Here is a 26,042-nt window from a genome sequence, read left to right on the forward strand (position 1 = left end):
CACTCTCTTGGTGTTTGACGGAGTATTTCTACTCCTTCATCCAATAAGTGCGAGCTAAAAATTGCTTCGCGAATTCAATCTTCTAAATCCGCTTAAATCTTCAGCGCCCGCTCTTATCGGTCGTCGATAAATTTTTAAAGAACTTGCTTGATTTCTCAAGCGAAGAATTGCTATTTTACAGAACTGAAAATTCTTGTCAACTGAAACAGGAAAATTCAATGTAAAAATTTGTTTCTGCATCTCGAACAGCGCTTGGCGTTGTTCGATGAGGCGTGTATTCTACACATATTTTTGAGTTCGTCAAGCTGAGGCCCCCGAAATCTCACTCGAACCTCGCGCCATATTTCCGCTCACTCAGGCGTTGTATTATCAGCAAATGTAATTCAGTGGTTAGGAGCGATCAGTGCCTCAATGCAAAGTTTCTGCTGTTCTGCTTGCCGGCGGTGAAGCTAAGAGAATGGGACGAATTAATAAAGGCTTCCAGCCCCTTAACGGCGCCGTCCTTGCCGAGCACGTACTGAGCTCCTTGAAGCATCAAACTTCAGATATATACATCAGCGCCAACTCGTACGCGGATGAGTATGCTCTGCGCTTTCCTTTTCCTGTTTTTCCTGACATTCGATATGACTTCCTCGGCCCTCTTGCCGGCATTGAAACCGTTCTGACCCGCGCGCCGAATATTGAATGGCTTTTTTGCTGTCCTGTTGATACACCTTACATCCCGGATAATCTTGTTCCTTCTTTGCTGAACAACGCGATAACGCTCGGAAGAACAGCAGCCTACCCTTGCCACAATGGGAAAGCTGAACCGCTTCACTGCCTGCTTCACTCGTCGGTACTGCCTGAACTCACTGCGTATCTTGACGCTGAGAAGCGCAGTGTTTTTCGGTTTCTGAACTCTGTTGATGCCGTCGAAGTCCCAATTGAAACCGAAGACGATTCATTTATTAATCTGAATACAATAGAAGAACTCCGTCAGGCAGAAATGAAACAGACATCTAAAGACAGTATTGAGAATTGATATGAACGTGAAATCTTATGAAGACACCCTTGCTTTTCTGAGCAGTTATGTAAGACCGGCTGCGGAGACAGAAATTCGCAAACTTTCCGATGCGCTTGGCTTTGTTCTCGCCGAAAACCTGATCTCAAATCTGGATCTGCCTCGCTTTAATAATTCAGCAATGGACGGTTGGGCCTTTGGTTCCGAGAATATTCAGCCCGAAAGCTTCACGTTGACGTGCGTCGGCAGCGCCTTCGCAGGCCATCCTTATGAAGGAAAGCTTCGCCCGGGAGAATGCATTCGTATTATGACAGGTGCTGAGGTTCCCGAAGGGGCTGATACTGTCGTCAAACAGGAAATCGTAACCTCGGAGGGTTCATTAGTTACTTTCCCCGCGGGCGTGCGCAAAAATGAAAACGTACGCTTCTGCGGCGAAGAAGTTCAGCAAGGCTCTGTCTGTCTTAAAGCCGGCATTAAGCTTCGCTCTGCACATATGAACTTTCTTGCCGCAGTCGGCGTGAAAGAGGTCGTCGTTTATCGCAAACTCAAAGTTGGTTTCTTCTCCACCGGTGATGAATTGATCGGTGTAGAAGAAACAATAAGCGAAGGAAAAATTTACGATTCCAATCGCTACTGCATTAAGGCAATGATCGAGGAAGCCGGATTTGAACCCGTCGATTTCGGCCGCTTCCCGGACAATGAGCAAAAAATTAAAGACGGAGTGCTTCAGGCAGCAGTTCTCTGCGACGCTATCATTACGTCCGGCGGTGTCTCCGTCGGTGAGGCAGATTTCACTCGTGATGTAGTCCTGTCAAACGGAGAATTAGTAGACTGGAAATGCTTAATTAAACCCGGTAAACCTCTGGCTATCGGCAAAGTCAGAAATGCATACTTCTTCGGTCTGCCGGGGAACCCAACCGCCGCTCAAGTGACATTCCACGCCATTGTCTCTTTAGCGCTTCGCAGACTCTCCGGAGAAATTAATCCAACACTTAAAATGAGTCTCGCCTACGCTGGGGCAGACAATCTTAAGAAAAAACCGGGATACACAGAATTCCAACGAGGCGTCTTAGAAGTAAGAAACGGCCGTATCTGCGTAATACCCGCAGGTTCTCAAAAAACCGGCGCCATGCGCTCAATGGTAGACGCTAATTGCTTCATCTTCCTTCCGGAACAGCAGGGAGCGGTTCATGAAGGAGACCTACTGAGGGTTGTCAGCTTTTACGGCCTTTATTCTTAGATACCGGAGACCACTCGCGTCTCTGCAGTCGTCCGAAACGATTCTTGGTGAGCCGACGGAACTTCGAAGCTGGTGTTCGACGAACACCGGGGAACGGTAATTTCACCTGCTTCTGAATTTTTTCCTGAAGCTCCCTGGGATCAACTTGTGCGGGAACAATAATATTTCCCTCAAGATCAATAATCCCTCTAAGCCCAATACCACGGCACTTTAGCCCCTTCTGGGGAAGATAGCATCGACTTTCATGCTGATGCGCGTGAATAATCATTTTTGCGCCGAGACTGATTGCTAAATCATCAATCGCTTCAAAGCCCTTGGCATGCATAGAAGGAGCTTCGTGCGTAATAAGAATATCCGCCTTACACTCTCTCAGCTTTTCATAAACGGAATAAAAAATTGTAGAGCGGTGTCTGCGAGGCAGTCCGCCGCGCCACATGCCGCTTTTTCCTATCTTGCGGATAAACAGACTCGGCGAAGAGAACAAAGGAAGATTCGGAGGCATCCAAATTTGACCGCGGAAAACACCGCCCAGACCCGCAACCTTTACGCCGCAAATATCCTGTACACGGCCGTGGAGATTGTTTCTGGCAAAAGACGAACGCCAAAGCCGATCGTAAATAAGATCGGTATCCGTATCGTGATTGCCCGGAATCCAGTAAATCTTTGTCTTGGTATCACGGACAGATTTGAAAATCACATCCAGCGACTGAGGCGGCGTGAGATCGCCGAGGATCAGCACCGCATCCGGATGCCATTGATCGATCGCGCTCAATATGTGCGAAAACTCGCCGTGAGGGTCCCCGCACAAAAATATCTTACTCATTCATGCTCCTCTCGAATAATTCGCGAGGAACAGAGTTCATCCGGTTTCTCACCGAATGAATAAAACTTATTCTCTTCGTCATTTCAATCAGCACCGCTGTTTTACTTATTGATTCTCAATAGTGCTGCCCGTATATCTATGTACCCAAGAGAATAACACTATTTAGCTAATATCTATAGTCTCTTCATTAACAGAAGACCTATTTGACCTTGAGAACGTCAGCACCTTTAGGCGGAACAAAAGAGAAAACAGAGGGCGCAATACGCTCATTTGTTTTTACGTCCTTAAATTGAAGCGTCGTTTTTTCTCCCATCAACCCGTTAACCTGCAAAAGCTCAGGATTTTCACCCTTAAATCCGAATATCACTTCCTTCACACTGGCATCTTTTTTCTTCGGCACCAACTTAAATAACGTCAGTCCGTCTTTATCGGGCAGCTGAGTGATGTCCCAGTCCCTGTCTAATGAATCCTGACCGAAGAGAATCGACGCAGGGCTCTGAGGTATGGCTCCCTTAGCATTACGAACGGTAACTTGGTTCAAATCTTTATCCCAAACAAAGAGCTCTTTGCCGTCACATACCATGACCTGCTCGTACGGGGTCTGGTAAACCCAATTAAACTTACCGGGCTTCTGAAATTTAAAGTCGCCCTGCGACGGCTCTTCCGTCGCTTTACCCTGTTTGTCAACCGTCTGTTGAGAAAAAACTCCTGACACAGACTGCGATGCGAGAAAATTTTTTAATACGGACGCATCGGCTGCGCAGGCAATAGAATTCATTGCACCGCAGCAGTATAAAAACACAAGTAGTTTCTTCATATCTTTCCGTCTAACCTTATGCGGTTATCCGTCGTTTAAGGTTCCTAAGTAAAAAACAGGCACTGACTTCGCTTCTAAAAAGCCTCAGCCGAAATTAAATTCATCGGGAAACAAGATGCTTCCGAATGATTCTAGCAATGCTATAAATCGCGTCAGCAGAAAAAAACTTCATCTTGAGATAAAAAGTATTTTTTTGTTTCGAGTTCTGCTTCAGAGCACACGAAACCACAAAGATTTTTGCTATCCTTCGCAACATGCAAATTTCAACATTCAAACTGCGTGAAGGTAAAACCTTCAATTGTTTGAGGGCTCTTCGTGTGCCCGGCATCTCTTTTTCTTTTAATATGCGGAATTCCCAGACGGCATTTCTTTTAGAAGTGCCGTTTTTTTATAGGACAAAATAATGAATTTAGAAGCTCCTCTCACAATCCGCTCAATGATTGAGCCTGTGATTAAAAGAAACGGCGGATGGGTCAACACCCACGCGCACGCAGATCGGTCATTTACATTAAGTCCGGACGTACTGCAGATGAGAAAAACCTGTACTCTGCAGCAGAAATGGGACGCTCTTGACAGACTTAAATCCGAATCAACAGAGGAAGATTTCTACAGACGCTTTTGCCAATTCTTCGAGTTAATGATCTCTCAGGGCGTCACAGCGGTCGGAACTTTTGTGGATATCGATCCGCAAAGCAAAGACCGTGCGATTAAGGCAGGCATCCGCGCCAGAGAACATTATGCGGATCAGCTGATTGTTAAATTCGCAAACCAGACGCTCAAAGGTGTTATCGATCCGGTCGCCCGTGAATGGTTTGATATCGGCTCTCAGATGGTCGATATCATCGGAGCTCTTCCCAAACGTGACGAAAATGATTACGGAAAAGGATCCGAAGCTTTTGACATCATTCTCGGTACCGCTAAAGCGCTTGGCAAAATGGTCCACGCCCACGTCGACCAGTTCAACCAATCTCTGGAATACGAGACAGAAGAACTTTGCCGCAAGACAATTGAGCACGGAATGGAAGGCCGAGTTGTCGCGATCCACGGTATCTCAATCGCTGCTCACTCCAGACAATACCGTCAGCGTCTCTATGATCTGATGAAAAAAGCCAACGTGATGATGATCGCCTGCCCGACCGCTTGGATTGATACGCCTCGCTCGGAGCTGATCGGACCGGCGCATAACTCCATGACGCCTGTAGACGAACTTGATCCGGCCGGAATTACTGTCGCGCTCGGCACTGATAATGTCTGCGATGCGATGGTTCCCTGGAACAACGGAGATATGTGGCACGAACTCACAACCCTGGCAACCGGCTGCCGCTATGATGAGATGGAGCGCCTTGCGCGAATCGGCTCAGTCAACGGCAGAAAAGTCCTCGGACTTCCGGACCTTCCCAATACCGATTTCACTATCCAGATTTAATCACTCCTATGCCTACTTCGTTTCTTGCTCAAGACATTATGGCTGAACATCTGCTGTCCCATAATGCAATTGTCTTTCTTAAAGATAAGCCGATGCGCCTTCGCTCAGGCCTTGTAACGCCAATTTACGTCGATAACCGCACACTTCCTTCCTATCCGGAAGCCTGGCGGGATATCATCGAAACCATGGCCTCCCGCATCGTCGAATTAAAGATGCCGTTTGATATGATCGCCGGCGTTGAAGATGCGGGAACCGCACATGGAGGCGCGCTCGCATACCGTCTTTCTGTTCCGTTTATCACTGTCAGAAAGGTTGCTAAAAGCTACGGCGATAAAACGCGTATCGATGGCGAAAACGTAAAAGGAAAACGCGTGCTGATCATCGAAGACCATCTTTCTACAGGCTTGTCTCTGCTTGACGCCGCCAAAGCACTTCGTGAGCAGGGCGCGATCGTAACGCACTGTTTTGCGATCACAAACTTTGATATGCCTGAAACCGCCAAACTCTTTGACAAGAACGGTATTCAGGCTTTCCAACTCCTTCCTTTTGCAGCGATCGTCGAGAAAGCTGTCAGTATGGAGTTAATCTCAGAGAAAGAAAAGGAAGATATCGAAAGCTGGCTGGATACGCCTTGGAGCTGGGCTTCGCAGCGCGGACTGCTCGCACAGTCAACTGAAAACTAATTGCTTTTCCCCTGCAGTTCAAAGGCCGCCCGAGGGCGGCCTTTCTTTAGTCTTCAAACGACGGAGTTTTCTGCGCAAGCACTTGCCGCTTGCCGTTTTGAGTCGGCGCTGAAACGATGCCCTCCTTCTCCATCTGCTCGATGAGATTGGCCGCACGGTTATAACCAATGCTGAGGCGACGCTGAATATACGAAATCGAAGGCCGATTCTCTGAAATCACCAAATCTACGGCCCGATCATACAAAGCGTTATCCTCACCTCTGGCAGCTCCGCCCGTGCTTACGCTTTCTGCTTCTTCCACCGCTTCCTCTTCCGCAGCGTTCGTCACGCCTTCAACATAGCAAGGCGTACCTTGAGAACGAAGATAGTTCGTCACGTTGTTAATTTCCTCATCCGTCACATACGCGCCGTGAATGCGCTGAAGCGGTTTGCTCGGCCGCATGTAGAACATGTCGCCTCTTCCCAGCAGCTCTTCCGCACCCGGAGTGTTGAGGATCGTCATCGAGTCATAGCGGTTCGAAACCTGGAAACTAATACGCGACGGGCAGTTCGCCTTAATCACGGCAGTCACAACGTCAGTACTCGGCCTCTGAGTGGCCAGAATGACATGCATGCCCGCGGCTCTCGCCTTCTGAGTAAGACGAGTAATCTTGTTTTCAACCTCCTTGCCGTACATCATTAAGAGATCCGAATACTCGTCAACGATAATGATGATATAAGGCATCTTTTCCAACGGAACAGGAGGCTCAACCATCTTGTTCATCAGAGTGATGCCCTGCGCGGCACTTTCTGCAATCTTCTCGTTGTACGCGTCAAAGTTGCGTACACCTGCCATGCGCAGCATCTTATAGCGGCGGTCCATTTCGCGAACACACCAGTTAAGCGCATGAGCCGCTTCAGACATATCGGTAATCACCGGAGTCAGCAGGTGAGGAATATCCTCATACATTCCGAATTCGACCTCTTTCGGGTCAATCAGGATAAGCTTCAGATCGTCCGGGTTGTTTTTATACAGCATGGACAAAATCATCGCGTTCACGCCAACGGATTTACCGGAACCCGTTGTACCGGCCACTAAAAGGTGGGGCGCTTTGGCTAAATCAATGACAACCGGCTCTCCTGCAACATTCTTGCCTAACGCAAGCGTCAGAGGAGAAGTGCTCTGTTTAAAAACCAGACTGTTAATGATTTCTTTAAGATAAATCGTTTGAACAGACTGGCCTGAATTTGGGACTTCCAGCCCGATGCAGTCAATCTCCCTTAAATTCTCAACCACTCGCACATTCGGCTGTCCTAAACCGCGAGCCAAATCCTTTGCGACCTCAACAAATTTCTTGGATTTAACGCCCACCCCCGGCTGTACTTTAAATCGTGTAATGATCGGTCCGGGAAGCGCTGAAAGCACTTTAGCGGTGATCTTATAGTTCTGAAGAATATGTTCAATTCGCTGAGAGGTAAGCCGCAGCTCATCCTGACTGACCGTCGTTTTCTCAAACGGCGGCTCGGTCAGTAGATTCGCACTCGGAAGTTCATATTCATGAACAGTTTCGACGAATGGTGCTTCCTCGGGCATTTTGCCGCTTAATCCGACTGTTTCGCTCTGTTCAACCGGAATATCATCCGTTTCTTCAGCGGTCGGACTCGCCTGGGGAGCCTGCGGGGGCTGCGGGGCCTCCGGAGCTGCCTGAGGCTCTCTGCGGGCTATAAATGTCGGATCGGGCTTAAAATCAATCGGCTCGAATTCATGAATGCCGACAACCTTATCCTCAGGCTTCGGACCGAAGATTTCGCTTTCGGTGACAACCTCCTGCTCCTTGATCGCAGGCTCGACATGCTGCTCATGCGGAGCATGATTGTCCTGAAGCATCTTCTCTCTTTCTTCAATAGAGGCTTTACCCGCAGCAATATCCTCTTTAGTCTGGCGGATCGCCATAATGCGGCTGCCGATATTTTCCAGTACACGGCCGATACCTTCACACAGACCGATCCAGGAAAAACCGAGGAAAACCGATGCGCTGTAAAGCGCAATAATCAAAAGAAGTACTGTCGCCACCGTGTGGTTCATCCAGTAAAGCATCTCGGATCCGATCGCGCTGCCAAGTACGCCGCCGGTCGTCCCCGGCAGTTCTCCTGAGTAAGAATGAAACCGCAGGAAAAAGAGCGCGCAGGCCGACAGAAGCAGCAACACGAAAGCGAAAATCCGAAAACCCATCGGATAGATTGTCGTCGTCACAGAGCGCCCTCTGATACGCTTTATTCCGCGAATCAGAAAAAAGAGCGCTCCGGCCGCAAAAATCCATACACCCCAGCCAAACAGCAGATAAATCAGATCAGAAATCCAGGCGCCCGCCGTACCGAAAATATTGGAAACTTCCTGCTCGGATGTAAAGCGCGAAAAACCGGGATCGCTGCTGTTATGCGTCCACAGGATTAAAGACAGCGCGATAAATCCGGCCGTCATACACACGCAAAGAATAAAGCCCCAAAGTTTGCTGATGCCGTTGAATTCCGGACCGGAAGAAGCTGTCGCGGGCGATCTTCTTGCCAAAAACATAGTCTCGATTGTGTTACTCATTGTGTGCTGAAGGTATCTGATTTATAGAAATATAACCTCGCTCTACTATAATCGTCGAGCATTTTTTAATTTATTCGGACGGTATTTTATGTCTAATATTACTGAACATTCTAAAGTTTTGGTCCTCGGTTCCGGTCCTGCCGGATACACTGCAGCTGTTTACGCAGCACGCGCCAATCTCAAACCGACGCTCATTACCGGAATGGAACAAGGCGGTCAGCTCACAACCACTACTGAAGTAGACAACTGGCCCGGAGACCCGAAAGGTGTTATGGGTCCCGAACTGATGAACCGCATGCTTGAGCACGCTGAACGTTTCGAGACAAAGATTGTTTTCGATGAAATCGTTGAAGCGCATCTTCAGGAAAAGCCGCTTCGTTTAGTCGGCAACAACGGTACCTACACCTGCGATACTCTGATTATCGCTACCGGCGCCAGCGCTAAATATCTCGGTATTCCGAGCGAAGAAACCTTCAAGGGCAAAGGCGTTTCCGCCTGCGCAACCTGCGACGGCTTCTTCTACCGCAACCAGGAAGTTGCCATCGTCGGCGGCGGAGACTCTGCGATTAAGGAAGCGATTTATCTTTCCGGCATCGCCAGCAAGGTTCACATGATCCATCGTCGTGATACCTACAGAGCCGAACCGATCATGGTCGACAAACTTAAGGCTGTCGCGGCTGAAGGCAAGATCGTTCTGCACGAGCACTGCACGCTTGATGAAATCCTCGGCGACAACAACGGTGTCAACGCTGTCCGCATCAACAACCTCAAGAGCGGAGAACAGGAAACTATTCCTGTCATGGGCGTCTTTATCGCTATCGGCCATAAGCCCAACACCGACCTCTTCGAAGGTCAGCTCGAGCTGAACAACGGCTATATTGTGACTAAAGGCATTGCCTCCGGCAGCGCTCAGGCGACAAACATCCCCGGCGTTTTCGCAGCCGGCGACGTTCAGGATCAGGTTTATCGTCAGGCGATCACCAGTGCCGCCACAGGCTGTATGGCCGCTCTGGACGCCCAGGAATATCTCGAGCTCAATAACCTCGCATAAGAAGCTGAGAAAATGGCCGGTTCTAAAGAGTCATTCGCTTCCCTGCTCGGACTGAAGGAGACGCTTCGAATTCAGTCCGAAGAGCGCGCTAAGGCCGCAGCGGAAGAAGAGAAAAGGAAAAAAGAGCGCCAAGCCAAAGCTCACGAGTTTGAAAATGCCATGAAGAAGCTCGGCGTTAAGCCCGTTAAGCTTCACAATGATGTTGTCCATCATGAAAAAGCGAAGCCGGATCCTTATCCCCGTCAGACTAAGCTTGACAACGAAGCTGTTCTGACGGATTCGCTTTCGGACCATATCAATGCCGATCTATATTTGGATTCGGACGAAAGGCTTTCATACCGAGCCAAAAACATGGCGCCCGATATTCCTAAAAAACTCAGAGCCGGCACCTGGTCAATCAAGGGATCGCTCGATCTTCACGGATATACGTCCGATGAAGCGAGGGCGCTTCTCTCTGTTTTCATCACGGAACAAATGAAAGCAGGTCATCGCGCTGTCCGTATTATCCACGGACAGGGTTTTGGATCCTTCCAAAAGAAGCCCGTACTGAAGGAAAGAGTCCCGGGATGGCTGATTCAGAAAAAAGAGGTTCTCGCTTTTGTCGAAGCGCCAAGCTTTGACGGCGGAGCCGGAGCGCTGTACGTTCTGCTCGCTCCTCTCTAAAAGAAAATCCTCCGAATTTCGGAGGACTTTTTTTAAACCGCTGAGTTTCCGGTTTCACCTGTACGGATGCGTATCACTTCTTCAACCGGCATCACGAAGATCTTTCCGTCTCCGATCTTGTTGGTTCTGGCGGCTTTCATAATCGCCTCCACTGCCATATTGACCAGAGAATCGTCTACAACACACTCAATCTTCATCTTCGGCAGAAAATCCACCACATATTCAGCGCCACGGTACAGTTCCGTGTGTCCTTTCTGTCTGCCGAAACCTTTTACCTCGGTTACGGTCATTCCCTGCACACCAATTTCAGCAAGTGCTTCGCGCACCTCATCAAGCTTGAACGGTTTAATAATTGCGAGGATCTGTTTCACGGTCTCTCCTTCGTTTTTTTGAGAGTTTAACACTCTCACAGCTTATATTTATCAGTTACCGGGAACCGCCAATCCCTGCCGAAAGCTACCTTTGTCACTTTCGGTCCGATCGGTGACTGCCGGCGCTTGTACTCTGCTTTCTGAAGCATGGTCAGAACGCGCTGAACGTCTTCATGCTTATAGCCCGCTTTAACTATCTGATGTGCGTCTTCACGCTCCTCAATAAAACGCTTGAGGATGCCGTCGAGCACACCATAGTCGGGAAGCGAGTCCTGGTCTTTCTGATTTTCCCGCAGTTCGGCTGTCGGAGGACGCGTCAGAATAGTTTCCGGAAATACGTTTTGGGCGCGGTTGAGCCAGCGGCATATTTCATAAACCTGAGTTTTATAAACATCCTTGAGCACAGCGTAGCCGCCTGCTAAATCTCCGTACAGCGTTGAGTAGCCGACCGCCATTTCACTCTTGTTTCCGGTTGTGGCCACCATTGAGCTGAATTTATTGGAGATTGCCATCAGAATCACGCCGCGGATTCTGGCCTGAAGATTTTCTTCCGTCACATCCTTCGGTTTTCCCTGAAACTGCCGCGCAAGCATAAATTCAAAAGCGGAGTAGCCGTCCTGAATCGAGATCGTCTCAAAGCGTACGCCGAGGCGATCTGCCAGCGCCTGAGCGTCTCTTCGGCTAAGACTCGAGGTGTAGACGGACGGCATCATCACGGCAAGCGTATTGTCCGCGCCCACGGCATCAACGGCGATCTTAAGAACAAGCGCCGAATCCACGCCGCCGGAAAGTCCAAGGACGATCCCTTTGAATTTATTTTTCTGCACGTAATCACGGAAGCCCGTCACCAAAGCACGATAAAGCAGTTCCACTGCTTCAGGCTGCGGCTCTACAGCGCCTTTAACTACGCGGCCGTTCTCTACGGCAACTTGTCCGAGGGCTGCGCCAAAATAGGCAAGTCTTGCGAGAACGCCCTCCTGCGAACAAGCAAATGAGGCTCCGTCAAAGACAATCTCATCCTGCGCGCCCGCCATATTGACATATACCGCATCCATCCCGAGCGCAATGACATTGTTTTTGATTTTCTCAAGCCGCTGATTCAGTTTGCCTTCTTCATAAGGTGAAGCGTTTGGAATCAGAAGAATCTGCGCACCTTGGGCTTTTGCGGCCTTGGAGGCGTTTTCAAACCAAACATCCTCACAGACGGCAATGCCAAACACTGTATCTTTTATCTGAAAGACCTGTTTTTGCTCACCGCCGGGAGAGAAATAGCGAGCTTCATCAAACACACCGTAGTTCGGAAGTTCCTTTTTTTCGTAACAAAGAAGAATCTTTCCGCCTTTTACGACCGAGACGCAGTTGTAGAGTTTTCCTTCGCGTCGGCTCGGATGGCCGACAAGAATCGCCAGATTTGGCCAAGCTTCTGAAGCAGTGCGGATTTCTTCAAGTTTCAGACCGCAGTCGCGGATGAAGCTGTCCATAAGCAGAAGATCTTCCGGCGGGTATCCGCAGACAGACAATTCCGGCGTCAGAAGAATATCCGAGTTCTGAGCGGCTTTGCCGGCAGCCTCAAGAATTCGTGCGGTATTGCCCTGAAGATCGCCCGCTGTCTGATTCAGCTGAGCCAGTGTGATAATGATTCTTTCAGACATAAACTTTCTCAAAACGTATCGTTTTAATAATAAGAGATTGCGTGCGCAGATAACGGATTCAGACGCTCAGCTCGTCATAAAAAAAGAGCCGGCGTTTTAATTCCGACTCTCTTTGTTCAGCTGACTTTTAATTTAGCTGCGGTTTTTCAGACGGTCTTTCCAAATCTGTACCTGACGCATTACCTGAATCGGAGCGGTGCCTCCGGTATGATTTCTCGCCGCGACGGAGCCTTCAAGGGTAAGACTTTCATACACATCGGGTCCGACCTTGTCCGAGAACTCGCGCAGTTCTTCCAAGGAAAGATCATGAAGCGCGCAGCCCTTTTCCGAGGCGAGGCGAACTGCGCAGCCCACTGCTTCATGCGCGTCCCGGAACGGCAGTCCCTTGCGCACAAGATAATCGGCAAAATCAGTCGCTGTCGGGAATCCGAGCATCACCGCTTCTCTCAGGCGGTCCTTACGAACTTCAATTCCGGGGATCATCTCGATGAACGCTCTCAGTGTATCTTTGACTGTGTCGATCGTGTCAAAGAGAGGTTCTTTATCTTCCTGATTGTCCTTGTTATAGGCAAGCGGCTGACCTTTCATCAGCATGAGCAGACCCATCAGGTGTCCCACAACTCGTCCGGACTTGCCTCGAGCTGCCTCGGGAACATCCGGATTCTTCTTCTGAGGCATGATGGATGAACCGGTTGTAAAACGGTCCGGCAGCATGATGTAGCCGAAATTGGTATTCATCCAATAGATCAGCTCTTCAGAAAGACGGGAAATGTGCACCATGATCAGAGAGGCGCAGGAGCAGAACTCAACTGCAAAATCACGGTCGCTGACGGAATCCAGTGAATTCTGCGTTACACCTTCAAAACCGAGGAGCTCCGCTGTGTATTCACGGTCGATCGGATAAGTAGTGCCCGCGAGCGCGGCTGCGCCCAGGGGTGAACGATTGACGCGCTTGCGGCAGTCGAGCAGACGTTCGCGGTCTCTCTCAAACATTTCCGCATAGGCAAGGAAGTGGTGACCGAGCGTAACCGGCTGAGCAACCTGCATATGCGTGTAGCCCGGCATGATCGTGTCGACATTTTTTTCAGCCACGTGCAGCAGAGACTCCTGAAGATGGGTCAGCAACTTCACGATCTGATCAATTTCATTTCTCAGGTATAAACGAATATCCACCGCAACCTGGTCGTTTCGGCTGCGGCCGGTATGAAGACGCTTGCCCGCGTCCCCGACTAATTCAGTGAGTCTTGCCTCGATATTCAGGTGTACATCTTCCAGTTCAAGCTTCCAATCAAAGCGTCCGGTTTTGATTTCCTGAAGAATCTGGCGCATGCCGCGCTCAATATCTTTAAGGTCGGATTGGCTGATGATCCCGCACTTTGCGAGCATCTTAGCGTGCGCGACAGAACCGGCAATATCTGCTTCGGCCATGCGTTTGTCAAAATTCACACTTGCCGTGTAACGCAAAACAAATTCGGCCATAGGCTCAGAAAAGCGTCCGCTCCAAGCCTCCTTTTTAGAAGCAAGCGGATCGGCGTGTACTGAGTTGTGATTAATTTGGGCCATAGCAACAATAACTATTTAAAAAAAGAAGATATTATATAGAATCCGCCGACTGAGCATCTTAACCAAGACTAGAATTTGGCGACGTTTTTTCTAATCTGCGCGTAACATTCCGTTGCTACACTAACGAAGTTATTTATTCAACTTCTGATGCAGTCACAATGACACAGGAAAACAAATTAATCATTGCCAGCCGTGAGAGTCCTCTTGCGCTTTGGCAGACAAAACACGTTCAGTCCGTCCTGAAAGAAAAATTCCCGGAACTTGACGTAGAAATTCTCGGTATCACAACCAAAGGCGACAAAATTCTAGACGTCACTTTGTCCAAAGTCGGCGGCAAAGGACTTTTTGTTAAAGAACTGGAAGCCGCGATGCTCGAGGGCAAAGCCCAGTTTGCGGTTCACAGTCTGAAAGACGTTCCGATGACGCTGCTCAAACCTTTTGTGCTTGCCGCTGTCATGAAACGAGAAGACCCACGCGACTGCTTTGTCTCACAGAAATATGAGCGTCTGGAAGACATGCCGGCGGGTTCCGTTGTCGGAACCGCGAGTCTCAGACGCGAACTGATGCTGAAAGCTCGATTCCCGCACCTCAAGGTCGAAATGATCAGAGGCAATGTCGGCACACGTCTTTCCAAGCTGGACGCCGGCTTATACGACGGGCTCGTTATGGCAAGCGCCGGCCTCAAGCGTCTTGGGCTCAGCGAAAGAATCCGCTCTCTTATTCCGCCTGAAGTTTCTCTTCCGGCGCCCGGACAAGGCGCGATCGGCATTGAAGCGGTGGAAGGAGACGAAGTCACGCTGCAGTATCTGAGCACTCTGAACGACGAAGAAACACGTTTATGCACGAGAGCTGAACGCGCGGTTTCCTGCGCATTCGGCGGTTCCTGTCAGGTTCCCCTTGCAGCTTACGCCACCATTGAGGACGGTCAGATGTTTCTTCGCGCACTCGTGGGCAACCACATGACCGGTGAGTTTGTTTATTCCGAGCTCACGGCTGCGGCCGACACGCCGGAGAACAACGCCGAAGTCATCGTTCGCGATCTGAAGGAAAAAGGCGCTGAACGTCTGCTTCGCGAAGTGCTGAATCCGGCATGAAATCCATTCTGGTCATGAAGCCCGGGCGTGAGGGAAAGGCGGCAGCGGAAGCGGCTGCCAAAGGCGGCATGCCTGTCTTTTTTTGGCCCGCCTTCTCCTTTCGCAGTGCAAAGCGCAGTCAGGCGGATATTGAGAAGCTTGTGCAGGAAGCTCGAGACGGAGCGCTTCTGATTGTTGTCAGTCCCGCCGCGGTTCGCTGCCTTTCTGAGATCGTTCCTGATTTTCCGGACAGCACGCATTTTGCCGCGGTCGGCGCCCCGAGTGCCGAGCTCATTCAAAAGTATTGGCCGAACACCAAGCGCGCGATTTTCCCGAAGGGAACATCACTGCAGAGCGGATCAGAGCTGCTTTTTGACGAACTGAAGGCGCTCGGTCTTCCCAAGAAAGCGATCATTCTGCGAGGACAGACGGGCCGAGAGTTCCTCTTTGAAGAGCTTCAAAAAGCCGGCGTGGATGTCCGCAAAGAAGTCATCTACCGGCGCATCCCTTTCAAGGCGTCTGAGGAAGAAAAAGCACAGCTTGAGCAGACTCCTCCTGCCGCGGTGTATTTAACAAGTTCGGACTCCGCAGATATTCTTTTAGAAAACGTATGCGAATCCATGCGTGAATCTATCAAAGACGCCGCTGTTCTGACGATTCATCCGCGTATTGCAGAACGGCTGCATGAACTCGGTTTCCCGCGCGTCTCACTGATTGATTCACACGATCCGAACTTAATCCATGAACTCTGTCGTTTGGCACGGAGCTCTGAGTAATACTAAAATTAAACTTTTATTTTCCATCGAGTCGAGAGTTAAATATGGATATGTCAAAAATTAGTGCGGGGCGCGATCTTCCGCATGACTTCAACTGCGTCATTGAAATCCCCGCGCAGAGCGATCCTGTCAAATATGAAGTAGACAAAGAAAGCGGCGCGCTTCTGGTTGACCGTTTTATCGGTACCTCCATGCGTTATCCCGCCAACTACGGTTTCATTCCTCAGACACTCGGCGATGACGGAGACCCGGTTGACGTCTGCGTTATCACTCCGTTCCCTCTTCTTGCCGGTTCCGTCATTCGCTGCCGTCCGCTCGGCATGCTGCTGATGGAAGACGAAAGCGGCGGTGACATGAAGATGCTGGCTGTTCCGGTTCAGAAGCTGACTCCGAGATACAACAAGGTCAACACCATTGAAGATGTACCTGAAGATCTTCTGGCTCAGATCCGTCACTTCTTTGAACACTACAAAGATCTGGAAAAAGGCAAGTGGGCCAAGGTTTCCGGATGGACAGGTCCTGAAGAAGCCTGCAAAGTGATTATGGACGGTGTAGAAGCCTACAAAAAAGCTGAATAATGTTTAGCGCAAAAAAATCCCGAGAGTTTTTTCCCGGGATTTTTTTGCCTTATGACTTATTTGATCTTATAGATCCAGCCTTCAGGACCTTTGACCGTACCCATCTGGATGCCGGTCAGAGTTTCTCTCAGTTTTGTGCAGACCGGTCCCATTTTTTCCATACCGGAAGGAAGATAAATATCGCCGTCAGGAGTATTGATCATGCCGATCGGAGCGAGTACCGCAGCTGTGCCGCAGAGCGCGCCTTCCTGCATGTCTTTCAGCTCGTCAAGACGAACTTTTCTTTCTTCTACCTTCATACCGAGAATATCGCGGGCGACCTCAACGAGTGAGCGGCGTGTAATCGAAGGAAGAATAGAGTCAGACTTAGGAACAACAATCGTTCCTTCTTTATCCACAAACAGCAGGTTCGCGCCGCCTGTTTCTTCAATGTAAGTACGAGTGGCCGGGTCAAGGTAAATGTTTTCCGCATAGCCCATGCGATGGGCCTCCATGGTCGGGTGCAAACTCATCGCATAGTTGAGGCCTGCCTTAATGTCCCCCGTTCCGCGCGGCGCCGCGCGGTCAAATTCAGGAATAGTGAGCTTCAGAGGCTTAATCGCGCCTTTGAAGTACGCGCCAACCGGCATAACAAAAATTCTGAAAATAAATTCGTTGGCCGGAGCAACGCCAATCTGAGGGCCGGAGCCGATCATGACGGGGCGAATATAAAGCGTAGCTCCGGTACCGTACGGAGGAACCCAATCGGCGTTAGCACGAACCACTTCTTCAACCGCCTTTACAAACAGCTCTTTCGGGAATTCAGGCATTTCCAGGCGCGCTGCACTGTGCTGCATGCGTTCTGCGTTTTGATCAGGGCGGAATGTAACGATGTGGCCGTCAACGGTTTCATATGCCTTCAGACCTTCGAAACAGCACTGAGCGTAATGGAAAACGCAGGCGGCTTCTGAAAGCTCAATATTCGGGTCCGAAATCAGCTTGCCTTCGGACCATTTGCCGTCTTTCCACTCAGCCTGGAAACGAAAATCTGTCGGTGTGTATCCGAATCCAAGCTTGCTCCAATCGATATCTTTTTTCATGTTGTGACTTCTCCTTGATAACTCACTATCAATAACTTCTATATTACTTTTTTAACTGCCTGCTACGGTCATTTCCGCTAGAAGAGTGGAACCGCACCGAACCACGCCGTTAAGATCATAATCTTCAGCCATCGCGTCAAACCCGAGGAACATATCCCGAAGGTTTCCCGCGACCGTAATGTTTTCGACGGGGTAGCAGATTTCTCCGTTTTCCACCCAGAAGCCCGAAGCGCCCTGAGAGTAGTCTCCCGTCGTTAAATTAATACCCTGCCCCATTGTTTCCGTGATGAGCAGTCCCCGATCCATTCTATGAAGCAGAGAGACAAGTGTCGGCTCACTCGCTTCATCGCGGTTTCGGAAGAAGAGATTAAATGGGCCGCCGGCGTTGCCGGTCGTTTCCATACCAAGCTTACGCGCGGTGTAGGTTGAAAGGAACAGCCCTCTTAATATGCCCTGATCGACAATAAGTCTTTCCGAAGGAAGCACGCCCTCGTCATCAAACGGGGCCGAGCCGTACGCGCCGGGAACAAAAGGATTTTCCACAATCGTCAGCTTGTCAGAGAACACTTTCGTGTCGAGCGCATTTTTCAAAAAGCTCATATCCCTATAGAGCATTGCTCCGGAGACAGCCCGAGTAAAACATCGGAACAAAGAGCGAGCCGCAGGCGCCTCAAAGATAACCGGACATTTTTGAGTCTTCAGAGAACGCGGAGAAAGCGCGCTTACCGCGCGGCGCGCCGCGATTTGTCCCATTTCTTCCGGTGATAAAAGATCATGCGGGCTCGTACCCAGGGAATACCACGAACCGTTCTGCATGCCGTTTTTATCACGCGCCACCAGTGAAACGTCTATTGAGTGATTACTGAACGGATAACCCGCAAGGAATCCTTCTGTATTTCCGAACACAAAACTGCCGACTGAAGAGTTGATCCCGGCGCCGTCTGAATTCACGATCTGCGGGCTGTAATCACGGCCTGCGCGCTCAGCCCTAACGGCGATATCCGTCATTTCTTCCACCGAAATATCCCAAGGGTGGCAAAGGTTCAGATTTCTCGGCTTTAAACACAGACGGTCCGCAGGCGGCAGTCCCGCGTCTTTGTCCTCCGCGGTATAGCGAGCCATATCAACCGCCGCTCGGATTGTATTTTCGATTGATTTCGGCGAGAGATCTCCGCTGGAGGCTGACGCTCTGGATTTGCCGATGTAGACGCAAATAGAAAAGCTTCGGTCTCTTGTGTACTCAATTGATTCCGTATCAAAGTTTCTCACTGTGACGCAGCGGCCCTTTTCATCGCTGACTTCGGCGGCCGCGGAAGAGGCGCCAAGTTTCAGAGCCGTCTCCAATGCGTGAGAAACAAGCGCCTTCATTTCTTCAGCGCTACTTATTGTGGGAGTTCCCATCGTTATGTACTCTCTATTATTAGTTTCTGAGTTTATGATAGCGCTAGTTGACCAACACAGAATGAATTGTCATGACAACAAGCGACTTAGAAGAAGAGGACTACGGCCCGAGTAAAAGCGAGCTTAAAAGAAGAGCGGAGCATCTGCAGGCGCTCGGAAAAGAACTGACGGAACTTGGCGCGGAAACTCTTGCCAAGATTGATCTGCCGGATAACATTGTCAAAGAAATTGAAGAATTCCGCAGACTGAGATCTTTCGGCGCGAAACGACGCCAGCTGCAGCTGATCGGAAAACTTATGCGACAGCTTGACGCCGATGCGGTCCGTGTCGCGATCGATCGCGCCACCGGGAATGATCGAGCCGCGGTCTCGGCGCTGCATAAGAGCGAAAGGCTTCGTGACGCGCTGATCGCCGAAGACGATGCGCTGACTAAATTTATCGAGCAGTTTCCCGAAGCGGATGTTCAGGAAGTACGCCAGCTGATCCGCAACGCAAGAAAAGAAGCTCAGGGCAGCAAACCGCCCAAGAGTGCCAGGGCGCTGTACAAATTGATTTATGCGCTGGTTCTGCCGCCGATCTCACTTGAAGCGGCTGAAGAGGAAAAAGATGAGTAAGAATCGCAAAACAAAAATCGGCTTAGTTTCTATTTCAGATCGAGCTTCCGAAGGAACCTATCGAGACAAAGGGATCCCGGCGCTGGAAGACTGGCTGAAGCAGGCGCTGCTGTCCGACTATGAAACTGTCAGCGCTTTAATCCCTGATGAGCAGCCGCTGATCGAAGCGACACTTAAGCGTCTCTGTGACGAAGACGGATGCGACTTAATTCTGACCACCGGAGGCACCGGTCCTTCCCGCAGAGACGTGACGCCTGAAGCGACGCTTGCCGTTGCGACACGCGTTATGCCGGGTTTTGGAGAACAGATGCGCGCTGTTTCTCTCGCTTTTGTTCCGACCGCGATTCTTTCCCGTCAGGTCGGCGTTTTGAGAGAGATCGAGGATCATGCCGCGCTGATCCTCAACCTGCCCGGTCAGCCTAAAGCGATCGCTGAAACCCTGCAGGGGCTCCCGTCCAAGGGGATTCACGGAATTTTTGCCGCGATTCCCTACTGCATTGAACTTATCGGAGGCCCCTCGATAGAGACACGTCCCGAGATCGTCAAAGTGTTCAGACCAAAATCAGCCGAACTGCCTGAAATCATTGAAAAGCAAGTCATTGAACCGGCTGAAGGCAAAGCGGACTCCGCTTTCATCATGCTTCACGGCTTAGGCGCCGACAGCAGTGACTTCGCGCACTTCAGAGAGGAGCTGATCGCGTGCGGCGCTCCGATGGAACAGACTCGTTTTATTCTCCCGAGCGCTCCTGTTCGTCCCATTTCGATGAATAACGGCTATCCGATGAAGGGATGGTTTGATTTATTCAGCCTGGACAACATCGACAAAGAAGATGAAGCCGGCCTGCTTGAGACCTGGAAAATCATTGGGCGACTGATTGCTCAGGAAGAGACTAAAGGAATTGATCGCTCCAGAATCTTTTTAGGCGGTTTTTCTCAGGGCGGATGCATGGCCCTTTTCTCTGCTCTGAAGATGACGCGTCCGATCGGTGGGATTATCGGCATCAGCTGTTATCTTCCGCTGATGAGCCGCTACGATGCGGAGCATGTCGGCGACGGCATTCTCTCTCCGATTTTTGTCGGCTACGGCAAGCAGGACAATATTGTTCCGCCGCCCTTTACCGAGATATCCATTAACGAGCTTCGCAAACTTGGCGCGACGGATCTCTGGTCTAAAGGCTATCCGGGCATTGAACACAACATGTGTTTGGAAGAGGTTCAGGACCTTTCCGATTTCCTGGAAAGATGCCTGAACGGCAATCCGTAACATCCTAATTTGAGGGGTAGGCGCCGCATGGCGCCTTTTTTTGCCTCTATATTGACAAGTCGAAGATAAGAGGCGCTAATGACAGATCTCACGGACAAAATAATCACCGGCTCGGAAACTATTCTCAAGCCGCTCGAGATGACCCTATTTACGATTGGCGGATCAGAGATCAGCACTTTCGACATTCTCGAATTTGTGCTTGTTTTTCTCGTCGCCTACTGGCTCGGCAAGATTAGCGAGAGCAGTATTAAGCGTATCGGCAATCGTCACGGTTCCGTCCGTCCGGAATCTTTGTCGATGCTGGCCCGTTTCGTTCACTGGTCCATCATCGGTATCGGCATTCTGATCGGTTTATCGATGATCGGTCTGCCGATTACGCACTTAGCGATTTTAGTTTCAGCCCTCTCTGTTGGTATCGGCTTCGGACTGCAGACGATTGTGAACAACTCAGTCGCGGGTCTAATTCTTATCTCTGAGCGCGCAGTCAGTTTAGGCGACATTATCGGCACGCCGGACGGCAAAGTCGGCAGGGTCACCATGATTACGATTCGCGCAACGCGCATCGTCACGCCGACCGGAGAGGACATCATTATTCCGAATGCCTCTCTGATTAATAAATCGTTCACGAATTACACCATGGACCGACGCGGCGTCCGCAAGATTTTCCCGTTCTCCATACCCTACGGCATTGATTTCAGGAAAGTCAAAGAGATTATTGAAAAAGCCGCGGTCAGTGTCCCTTACTGCATTAAGCCCGATGAACTTCACGAAGTTGAATGCGGCATCACCGGATTCGGTAACTTCGGCATTAATGTGGAGCTAGTGGTTTGGGTGGATCCGGTTGAACTGATGGAACCTTATCGATTAGAAGCCGCTTTTCTCAATGCGATTAATGACGCCTGCGTCGCAAACGGCATCGTAATGCCGGGACCGTCTTACGGCGTGACCGTTTCACCGACTCCGACGCCGGTCGGATTCTCTGCTCAGGTTTCCGGAAGCACTTCGACGGTCCCTGCAAATCTTCAGGCCCCGGCCGCATCATCAAAAATTCCGCCGGCCGATCCGAACGCATCGGCAAAAGCCATCGGCGCTCCGACGATTTCTCTCGCAGCGGCCGCCTCCATTATCGGTTATCCGCAGACTTCTATTGAGAACGCCTCTAAACCGAAGGAAGAAGGCGAATCTGAAGAGAAGGAGTCAGACGACGAAGACGAGGAATCTTCCGGAGGATTTTTCTTTAAGAAGAAGTAAGATCGTTAGAATGTTATAAATTCAACAGATAGGTGACATTCTTGGCTGATTACGTCGGACGTTTTGCACCCTCGCCCACAGGCCCGCTTCATGCGGGAAGCTTGGCGTGTCTTCTTGCCAGTTACTTAGACGCTAAAGCGCATTACGGCCGCTGGCTGATTCGTATTGAAGACATCGATCCTGCCAGGGAGCCGGAGCACTGCGCTCAGCAGCAGCTGGAGCTCATGGAAAAGCTTCAGGTTCACAGTGACGGACCGATTCTTTTTCAATCCGACAGAAACGACGCTTATGAGAAGCGTCTGGCAGAGCTGCAGAAAAAAGGGCTTGTATACGGATGCGCATGCTCACGCAAATCTATTGAAGAGCAGGATCTCAGGCTTAATCTTCCCAAAGGCGTTTATCCCGGAACATGCCGCGGCGGCACGCACGGGAAACCGGTGCGAGCGCTTCGTTTTCTCACTCGTTCGCATCCTGTTGTCTTTACGGACAGGCTCTGCGGCACTTTTATGCAGAACGTTGAAAGAGAGGTCGGAGATATTGTACTCAAACGTGCGGACGGTCTTTGGGCCTATCAGCTTGCAGTTGTCACTGATGACGCGTATCAGGGCGTCACCCATATTGTTCGAGGGCAGGACCTGCTGGACAACACTCCGCGTCAAATTCTTCTTCAGAGAGCGCTGGGAGTACGCACCCCTGAGTATATGCATATTCCCTTAGTGACACACGAGGACGGGCAGAAGCTCTCAAAACAGAACGGCGCGAAAGCCGTTGACGCTGAAAATTTAGAAGCTGAAACAGCAAAAGCCTGGAAGCATTTAGGCTTCGAGGCTTTTGATTTCGACACGCTGCCGGAGTTTTATGCGGAAGCGACGAAGCGCTGGCGCAGTTATCTCAGCGGTAAAAAATACTGATCTTTATTTTCTGCCGCTGCCGCCGAGCAGGACCGCGCGAGGCCGGCCGTTCTTTTCGCTTCTCTGCAGACGAGGCGCCTGTGCGGCTTTACTCTCTTTCGCATCTGACGGAACATAAGGCTGCGTAAAGAACGCATCCAAGTGTTCCTCCGGCTTCTCGTAGCTATAGCTGCGGGTGGTTCTGCGTTTGATTCTGTGCGCTTCGGGCGTCAGACTCTTCACATCGAATTTCTTCTTCAGCATTCTTTCAATTGCCTCGAAAGAGCGTGAATCAGCCGGCGTCACGAGCATTTGCGCCAAACCTTTTTGTCCAGCCCGGCCTGTTCTTCCGATTCGATGAACATAATCCTCGGAAATAAAAGGCACGTCAAAATTGATCACAAGCGGCAGTTCTGCAATATCGAGTCCTCGTGCCGCAACATCTGTTGCAACCAGAATATTAAGCGCGCCCGACTTAAAGTCGCCAAGGATCTTTAAGCGCTCGTCCTGGGTTTTATCTCCGTGAATAGCGTCGGCATTCAACCCGTAGTCCTGAAGATTTTTAGAAAGGCGTCTGGCCGTCAGTTTTGAATTGACAAAAACGATTGTCTGCAGAGGATTTCCGTTTGCGTCAAGTGCGCGGCTTTCGAGCAAATCGATCAAGGCGTCGCGTTTTTGAGTTTCCTGAACCTTATAGACTTCCTGGGTAATCGTCGAAGCCGTTGTATTTCTCTGCGCAACAGTAACCAGGACCGGGTCAACAAGGAAGTTCCCGGCTAATTTTTTAATTTCCAGTGAGAAAGTCGCCGAGAACAGCAGATTTTGGCGTTTTTTCGGCAATTTGTTCAGGATGCGCGAGATATCCGGCAGAAATCCCATATCGAGCATTCTGTCGGCCTCATCGAGCACGACAATACTGACCTGATTGAGGTTGGTACTTTTCTGTTCCAAGTGATCAAGCAGGCGTCCCGGTGTCGCGATTAAAACTTCCACGCCCTTTCGCACCTGTTCAATCTGCGGCTTGATATCGACACCGCCGTAGACGACACCGACACGCAGCGGAGTCTTGGCGGCAAAGTTGGAAAGCGCCTCTGCTGTTTGGTCTGCAAGTTCTCGAGTCGGCGAGAGGACAAGAATGCGCACAGGATGCCGCGCAGGCGACATGCTGGTATTTGCATCTTTCAGGATATTTTGAAGTGCCGGAAGACCGAAGCCGGCAGTTTTACCGGTTCCCGTCTGAGCCGCGGCAAGCATGTCCTTACCTTCAAGCACCAAAGGGATTGCTTTGCATTGGATCGGTGTTGGTTTCTCATAGCCCATTTCTTGGATCGCCTGGAGCAGACGAGGATCCAAACCGAATTGTAAAAAGTCTTGACAATCAGACATTGATATTTTTTTCAATAAAAAAGGAATTGTACAACCTATGAAGTACGGCTCTCGTAAATCGTATCTAGGTTATTCCTTTCTTGGGAACATTGAAAAGCTTACAAATTCTGACTGATCCGCAGTGCGCTGTTAAATGGATACTGACCGCCGGTGCTTTTTATCACTCGTCAGGAAGCATCCGACACTCACGCATTTAAACATCCAGCGCAATAGGCAAACTGAGAAAATGCCGTGATTTCTCCGTTCAGCATAAACAGCAATCAGCCGCCCGGGAAGACGGCTTATCCTGAAAAGATAGGACGATCAGTTCATGTAGTCATACCCAAAGAATGCGGCCATCTGCTCCCATTCCCTTTCTTCTTCCTCACTGAGGCCCAGGGATGAGAATCTTCTGCGGTATTTAAGCGTCTGGCAGTCCGGATCGGCTAGAAGATATTGCGATTCTGCTTCAGGATCAAGATCGAATAAATTGTTCCCCTCAAAAAAAATTGTGAAGTAATCTTCTCTGAAGCATTCGGCCGCCATGATTGTTGCTTCATCGGATTCGCCGCAGTACTCCTTAGACAAAGGTTCATCCATCGTATTTCCGAGTTCCTTAAGGCCGTTTACGAGCAATATTTTCTTTAGTGCCCACCAATAAGGACCGTAAGAAAGATATTCGTCATTGTTCTTGAGTAAACGATCCTTAATTACTTCGCAAGCGTGCGCTACGAAGTCCTCGCGTCCCGTCTGATCCTTCAGAGCTGCTTTTGCCGAGTCAATCTGTTCCTGAAGGAACTTCGGATCAAACTTAAATTCTGAATATGCCATTTACTTTCCCTCCTACTACTCATGTTGTCGACCGCATCGAATTCTCTACTTCATATATTACATATTTTTAACGCATACGGAAGATGGTATTTTTCGTGTAAAAAACCTAGGTCGAAGCTCGGACCTCTGTCTGAATATGATCGGAGAACTCGTTTCTTACAGGCTGAATATTTAACTCTGCATAGCTGACGTCTTTACTGTCGGGACTGCTTTTCTAAGGGCTATTTATGTGGTTAAAAACGATTAACGGTACCGCAAAAGAACGTCGAAAAAGATCTTTCAAACTCAGGAGGCAGCACATATAATCAATGCATATAGGGGCAATATGAAGAATTTTTTAGGAAAGTTGAAAAGCTTTTTATTAGAGGCGCTGCGCATTTATATCGTCATATGCTCGCTTCCGTTTTTATTGATCGGAATGATAGTCTTTAACCCTTGGATGATTGCAGCAGCTATCCTCTTCGGATTAATGTGCTTCGTCATCCTTATAAGCCTTATCCTTTTATATTTTCTTAGTGCCGACGTTGTTCATTGGCTCTCTTTAACTGAGGTTTTTGAAATACATCCTTTTATCAGTTATTTCTGTCTTGCTTCTCTCTTCGCAGGCATCCTTGGAACATGCTTCCTGTTTTATCAATATGTGCGGAATCGGTCTGATCCGGAAGAAAATCCGGATCCTCGGGATAACATAGTCTCCAGAAGCTTTCTTTCCTGGAGTCAATTTATTGAGTCGCAAAAGAAATAGCTGCAGAGCCTTTTCGTTCCTGATGCTCATCTCAAATACACAATGACAGCCTCCCAGAAAGCTGTCATTACAGTTAGCGAAAGCAGGATCTTTGATCTTCAGGATATTAACGGCTTTTCGACTCAGCCTACCGGTTAGCCATCGTTGGATCCTGAATTCCCAAAATTCTAGGAGCTATTTTTACAAATAGTCTCATCTTCAATTTAACCAATTGATTTTATACCCCTTTTGAGTAATGCATGGATGGACTTCTTTAACTTCATAGGCGATAATTATAACCTATGAAAGAAACCAATCACCCTACAAATATG

At 49.7% G+C, this 26,042-nt stretch carries 23 protein-coding genes; 13 read left to right on the plus strand and 10 right to left on the minus strand.

From position 1 onward, the window contains the following. Positions 1–403 precede the first annotated feature (403 nt). Positions 404–1,021, plus strand: coding sequence for a molybdenum cofactor guanylyltransferase MobA (mobA, locus tag E5987_RS10465; protein ID WP_160336030.1), 618 nt, complete (start codon positions 404–406; stop codon positions 1,019–1,021). A 1-nt stretch (position 1,022) separates the two neighbouring features. Next, positions 1,023–2,240, plus strand: coding sequence for a molybdopterin molybdotransferase MoeA (gene moeA / locus E5987_RS10470; RefSeq protein WP_160336031.1), 1,218 nt, complete (start codon positions 1,023–1,025; stop codon positions 2,238–2,240). Here the strand turns inward: moeA and E5987_RS10475 are convergent. Next, on the minus strand, positions 2,215–3,063 hold the full coding sequence (locus E5987_RS10475) for a metallophosphoesterase family protein (RefSeq protein ID WP_160336032.1): 849 nt from the start codon (positions 3,061–3,063) through the stop codon (positions 2,215–2,217). The genes moeA and E5987_RS10475 overlap by 26 nt on opposite strands. A gap of 199 nt (positions 3,064–3,262) precedes the next feature. Next, entirely contained in the window at positions 3,263–3,880 is a 618-nt protein-coding gene (gene lolA, locus E5987_RS10480) for an outer membrane lipoprotein periplasmic chaperone LolA (RefSeq protein ID WP_160336033.1), read from the minus strand. Between the two features lie 403 nt (positions 3,881–4,283). Between lolA and E5987_RS10485 the strand changes: the two genes are divergently transcribed. Next, a complete protein-coding gene (locus tag E5987_RS10485) occupies positions 4,284–5,306 on the plus strand; it encodes an amidohydrolase family protein (RefSeq protein ID WP_160336034.1) in 1,023 nt (340 codons plus the stop codon). An 8-nt stretch (positions 5,307–5,314) separates the two neighbouring features. Next, a complete protein-coding gene (locus E5987_RS10490) occupies positions 5,315–5,989 on the plus strand; it encodes an orotate phosphoribosyltransferase (RefSeq protein ID WP_160336035.1) in 675 nt (224 codons plus the stop codon). 46 nt (positions 5,990–6,035) lie between these two features. Here the strand turns inward: E5987_RS10490 and E5987_RS10495 are convergent, their stop codons facing one another. Beyond that, on the minus strand, positions 6,036–8,564 hold the full coding sequence (locus tag E5987_RS10495; RefSeq protein WP_160336036.1) for a DNA translocase FtsK: 2,529 nt from the start codon (positions 8,562–8,564) through the stop codon (positions 6,036–6,038). An 88-nt stretch (positions 8,565–8,652) separates the two neighbouring features. Between E5987_RS10495 and trxB the strand changes: the two genes are divergently transcribed. Continuing rightward, positions 8,653–9,615: a thioredoxin-disulfide reductase gene (gene trxB, locus E5987_RS10500; protein WP_160336037.1), complete on the plus strand. Its 963-nt coding sequence runs from the start codon at positions 8,653–8,655 to the stop codon at positions 9,613–9,615. 12 nt (positions 9,616–9,627) lie between these two features. After that, on the plus strand, positions 9,628–10,278 hold the full coding sequence (locus E5987_RS10505; RefSeq protein ID WP_160336038.1) for a Smr/MutS family protein: 651 nt from the start codon (positions 9,628–9,630) through the stop codon (positions 10,276–10,278). 32 nt (positions 10,279–10,310) lie between these two features. Here E5987_RS10505 and E5987_RS10510 read toward each other — a convergent pair whose 3' ends face one another. From E5987_RS10510 to argH, 3 genes are all read right to left on the minus strand, one after another. Then, a complete protein-coding gene (locus E5987_RS10510; RefSeq protein WP_160336039.1) occupies positions 10,311–10,649 on the minus strand; it encodes a P-II family nitrogen regulator in 339 nt (112 codons plus the stop codon). A 35-nt stretch (positions 10,650–10,684) separates the two neighbouring features. Next, positions 10,685–12,301, minus strand: a complete 1,617-nt coding sequence (locus tag E5987_RS10515; RefSeq protein WP_160336040.1) for an NAD+ synthase — start codon at positions 12,299–12,301, stop codon at positions 10,685–10,687. A 132-nt stretch (positions 12,302–12,433) separates the two neighbouring features. After that, positions 12,434–13,864, minus strand: coding sequence for an argininosuccinate lyase (gene argH / locus E5987_RS10520; protein ID WP_160336041.1), 1,431 nt, complete (start codon positions 13,862–13,864; stop codon positions 12,434–12,436). Positions 13,865–14,022: 158 nt separating this feature from the next. On the opposite strand from argH, the gene hemC reads away from it, so the two are divergent. Genes hemC through ppa form a run of 3 tightly spaced genes read left to right on the plus strand, consistent with a single transcriptional unit; the run spans position 14,023 to position 16,291 of the window. Next, a complete protein-coding gene (gene hemC / locus E5987_RS10525; protein ID WP_160336042.1) occupies positions 14,023–14,958 on the plus strand; it encodes a hydroxymethylbilane synthase in 936 nt (311 codons plus the stop codon). Next, complete coding sequence (locus E5987_RS10530) at positions 14,955–15,713, plus strand: uroporphyrinogen-III synthase (protein ID WP_160336043.1); 759 nt, start codon at positions 14,955–14,957, stop codon at positions 15,711–15,713. Before hemC ends, E5987_RS10530 begins: the two co-directional genes overlap by 4 nt. A gap of 44 nt (positions 15,714–15,757) precedes the next feature. After that, a complete protein-coding gene (gene ppa / locus E5987_RS10535; RefSeq protein WP_160336044.1) occupies positions 15,758–16,291 on the plus strand; it encodes an inorganic diphosphatase in 534 nt (177 codons plus the stop codon). Positions 16,292–16,347: 56 nt separating this feature from the next. Here ppa and E5987_RS10540 read toward each other — a convergent pair whose 3' ends face one another. Together E5987_RS10540 and E5987_RS10545 are read right to left on the minus strand one after the other, a co-directional pair. Continuing rightward, the gene (locus tag E5987_RS10540) at positions 16,348–17,412 is read right to left on the minus strand and encodes a branched-chain amino acid aminotransferase (RefSeq protein WP_338143624.1); all 1,065 of its coding nucleotides are present in this window, start codon (positions 17,410–17,412) and stop codon (positions 16,348–16,350) included. A gap of 9 nt (positions 17,413–17,421) precedes the next feature. Further along, a complete protein-coding gene (locus E5987_RS10545; protein ID WP_160336046.1) occupies positions 17,422–18,771 on the minus strand; it encodes a metallopeptidase TldD-related protein in 1,350 nt (449 codons plus the stop codon). Positions 18,772–18,842: 71 nt separating this feature from the next. Here E5987_RS10545 and yjgA point away from each other — a divergent pair, with 71 nt between their 5' ends. From yjgA to gluQRS, 4 genes are all read left to right on the plus strand, one after another. Beyond that, positions 18,843–19,385, plus strand: coding sequence for a ribosome biogenesis factor YjgA (gene yjgA, locus E5987_RS10550; RefSeq protein ID WP_160336047.1), 543 nt, complete (start codon positions 18,843–18,845; stop codon positions 19,383–19,385). Beyond that, complete coding sequence (gene mog, locus E5987_RS10555; protein WP_160336048.1) at positions 19,378–20,649, plus strand: molybdopterin adenylyltransferase; 1,272 nt, start codon at positions 19,378–19,380, stop codon at positions 20,647–20,649. Before yjgA ends, mog begins: the two co-directional genes overlap by 8 nt. A 78-nt stretch (positions 20,650–20,727) precedes the next feature. Next, positions 20,728–21,900, plus strand: a complete 1,173-nt coding sequence (locus E5987_RS10560; RefSeq protein ID WP_160336049.1) for a mechanosensitive ion channel family protein — start codon at positions 20,728–20,730, stop codon at positions 21,898–21,900. Between the two features lie 41 nt (positions 21,901–21,941). Beyond that, positions 21,942–22,811 carry a tRNA glutamyl-Q(34) synthetase GluQRS gene (gluQRS, locus tag E5987_RS10565; RefSeq protein ID WP_160336050.1) on the plus strand — a complete coding sequence of 290 codons (870 nt, stop codon included), beginning with the start codon at positions 21,942–21,944 and terminating at the stop codon, positions 22,809–22,811. A 3-nt stretch (positions 22,812–22,814) separates the two neighbouring features. Here gluQRS and E5987_RS10570 read toward each other — a convergent pair whose 3' ends face one another. Further along, a complete protein-coding gene (locus E5987_RS10570; protein ID WP_160336051.1) occupies positions 22,815–24,176 on the minus strand; it encodes a DEAD/DEAH box helicase in 1,362 nt (453 codons plus the stop codon). Positions 24,177–24,479: 303 nt separating this feature from the next. Next, positions 24,480–24,986: a hypothetical protein gene (locus tag E5987_RS10575; RefSeq protein ID WP_160336052.1), complete on the minus strand. Its 507-nt coding sequence runs from the start codon at positions 24,984–24,986 to the stop codon at positions 24,480–24,482. Positions 24,987–26,042: the final 1,056 nt, after the last annotated feature.

This window comes from Parasutterella muris (assembly GCF_009767915.1).
GTDB lineage: Bacteria > Pseudomonadota > Gammaproteobacteria > Burkholderiales > Burkholderiaceae_F > Parasutterella > Parasutterella muris.

Excerpts from the sequence above, each read along its gene's own strand:
- argH (WP_160336041.1), bottom strand. The coding sequence starts at position 13,864 with ATGGCCCAAATTAATCACAACTCAGTACACGCCGATCCGCTTGCTTCT.
- yjgA (WP_160336047.1), top strand. The coding sequence starts at position 18,843 with ATGACAACAAGCGACTTAGAAGAAGAGGACTACGGCCCGAGTAAAAGC.
- lolA (WP_160336033.1), bottom strand. The coding sequence starts at position 3,880 with ATGAAGAAACTACTTGTGTTTTTATACTGCTGCGGTGCAATGAATTCT.
- E5987_RS10545 (WP_160336046.1), bottom strand. The coding sequence starts at position 18,771 with ATGGGAACTCCCACAATAAGTAGCGCTGAAGAAATGAAGGCGCTTGTT.
- E5987_RS10495 (WP_160336036.1), bottom strand. The coding sequence starts at position 8,564 with ATGAGTAACACAATCGAGACTATGTTTTTGGCAAGAAGATCGCCCGCG.
- moeA (WP_160336031.1), top strand. The coding sequence starts at position 1,023 with ATGAACGTGAAATCTTATGAAGACACCCTTGCTTTTCTGAGCAGTTAT.
- E5987_RS10575 (WP_160336052.1), bottom strand. The coding sequence starts at position 24,986 with ATGGCATATTCAGAATTTAAGTTTGATCCGAAGTTCCTTCAGGAACAG.
- mog (WP_160336048.1), top strand. The coding sequence starts at position 19,378 with ATGAGTAAGAATCGCAAAACAAAAATCGGCTTAGTTTCTATTTCAGAT.
- E5987_RS10570 (WP_160336051.1), bottom strand. The coding sequence starts at position 24,176 with ATGTCTGATTGTCAAGACTTTTTACAATTCGGTTTGGATCCTCGTCTG.
- E5987_RS10560 (WP_160336049.1), top strand. The coding sequence starts at position 20,728 with ATGACAGATCTCACGGACAAAATAATCACCGGCTCGGAAACTATTCTC.
- trxB (WP_160336037.1), top strand. The coding sequence starts at position 8,653 with ATGTCTAATATTACTGAACATTCTAAAGTTTTGGTCCTCGGTTCCGGT.
- E5987_RS10485 (WP_160336034.1), top strand. The coding sequence starts at position 4,284 with ATGAATTTAGAAGCTCCTCTCACAATCCGCTCAATGATTGAGCCTGTG.
- E5987_RS10530 (WP_160336043.1), top strand. The coding sequence starts at position 14,955 with ATGAAATCCATTCTGGTCATGAAGCCCGGGCGTGAGGGAAAGGCGGCA.
- ppa (WP_160336044.1), top strand. The coding sequence starts at position 15,758 with ATGGATATGTCAAAAATTAGTGCGGGGCGCGATCTTCCGCATGACTTC.
- E5987_RS10505 (WP_160336038.1), top strand. The coding sequence starts at position 9,628 with ATGGCCGGTTCTAAAGAGTCATTCGCTTCCCTGCTCGGACTGAAGGAG.
- E5987_RS10475 (WP_160336032.1), bottom strand. The coding sequence starts at position 3,063 with ATGAGTAAGATATTTTTGTGCGGGGACCCTCACGGCGAGTTTTCGCAC.
- hemC (WP_160336042.1), top strand. The coding sequence starts at position 14,023 with ATGACACAGGAAAACAAATTAATCATTGCCAGCCGTGAGAGTCCTCTT.
- E5987_RS10515 (WP_160336040.1), bottom strand. The coding sequence starts at position 12,301 with ATGTCTGAAAGAATCATTATCACACTGGCTCAGCTGAATCAGACAGCG.
- E5987_RS10490 (WP_160336035.1), top strand. The coding sequence starts at position 5,315 with ATGCCTACTTCGTTTCTTGCTCAAGACATTATGGCTGAACATCTGCTG.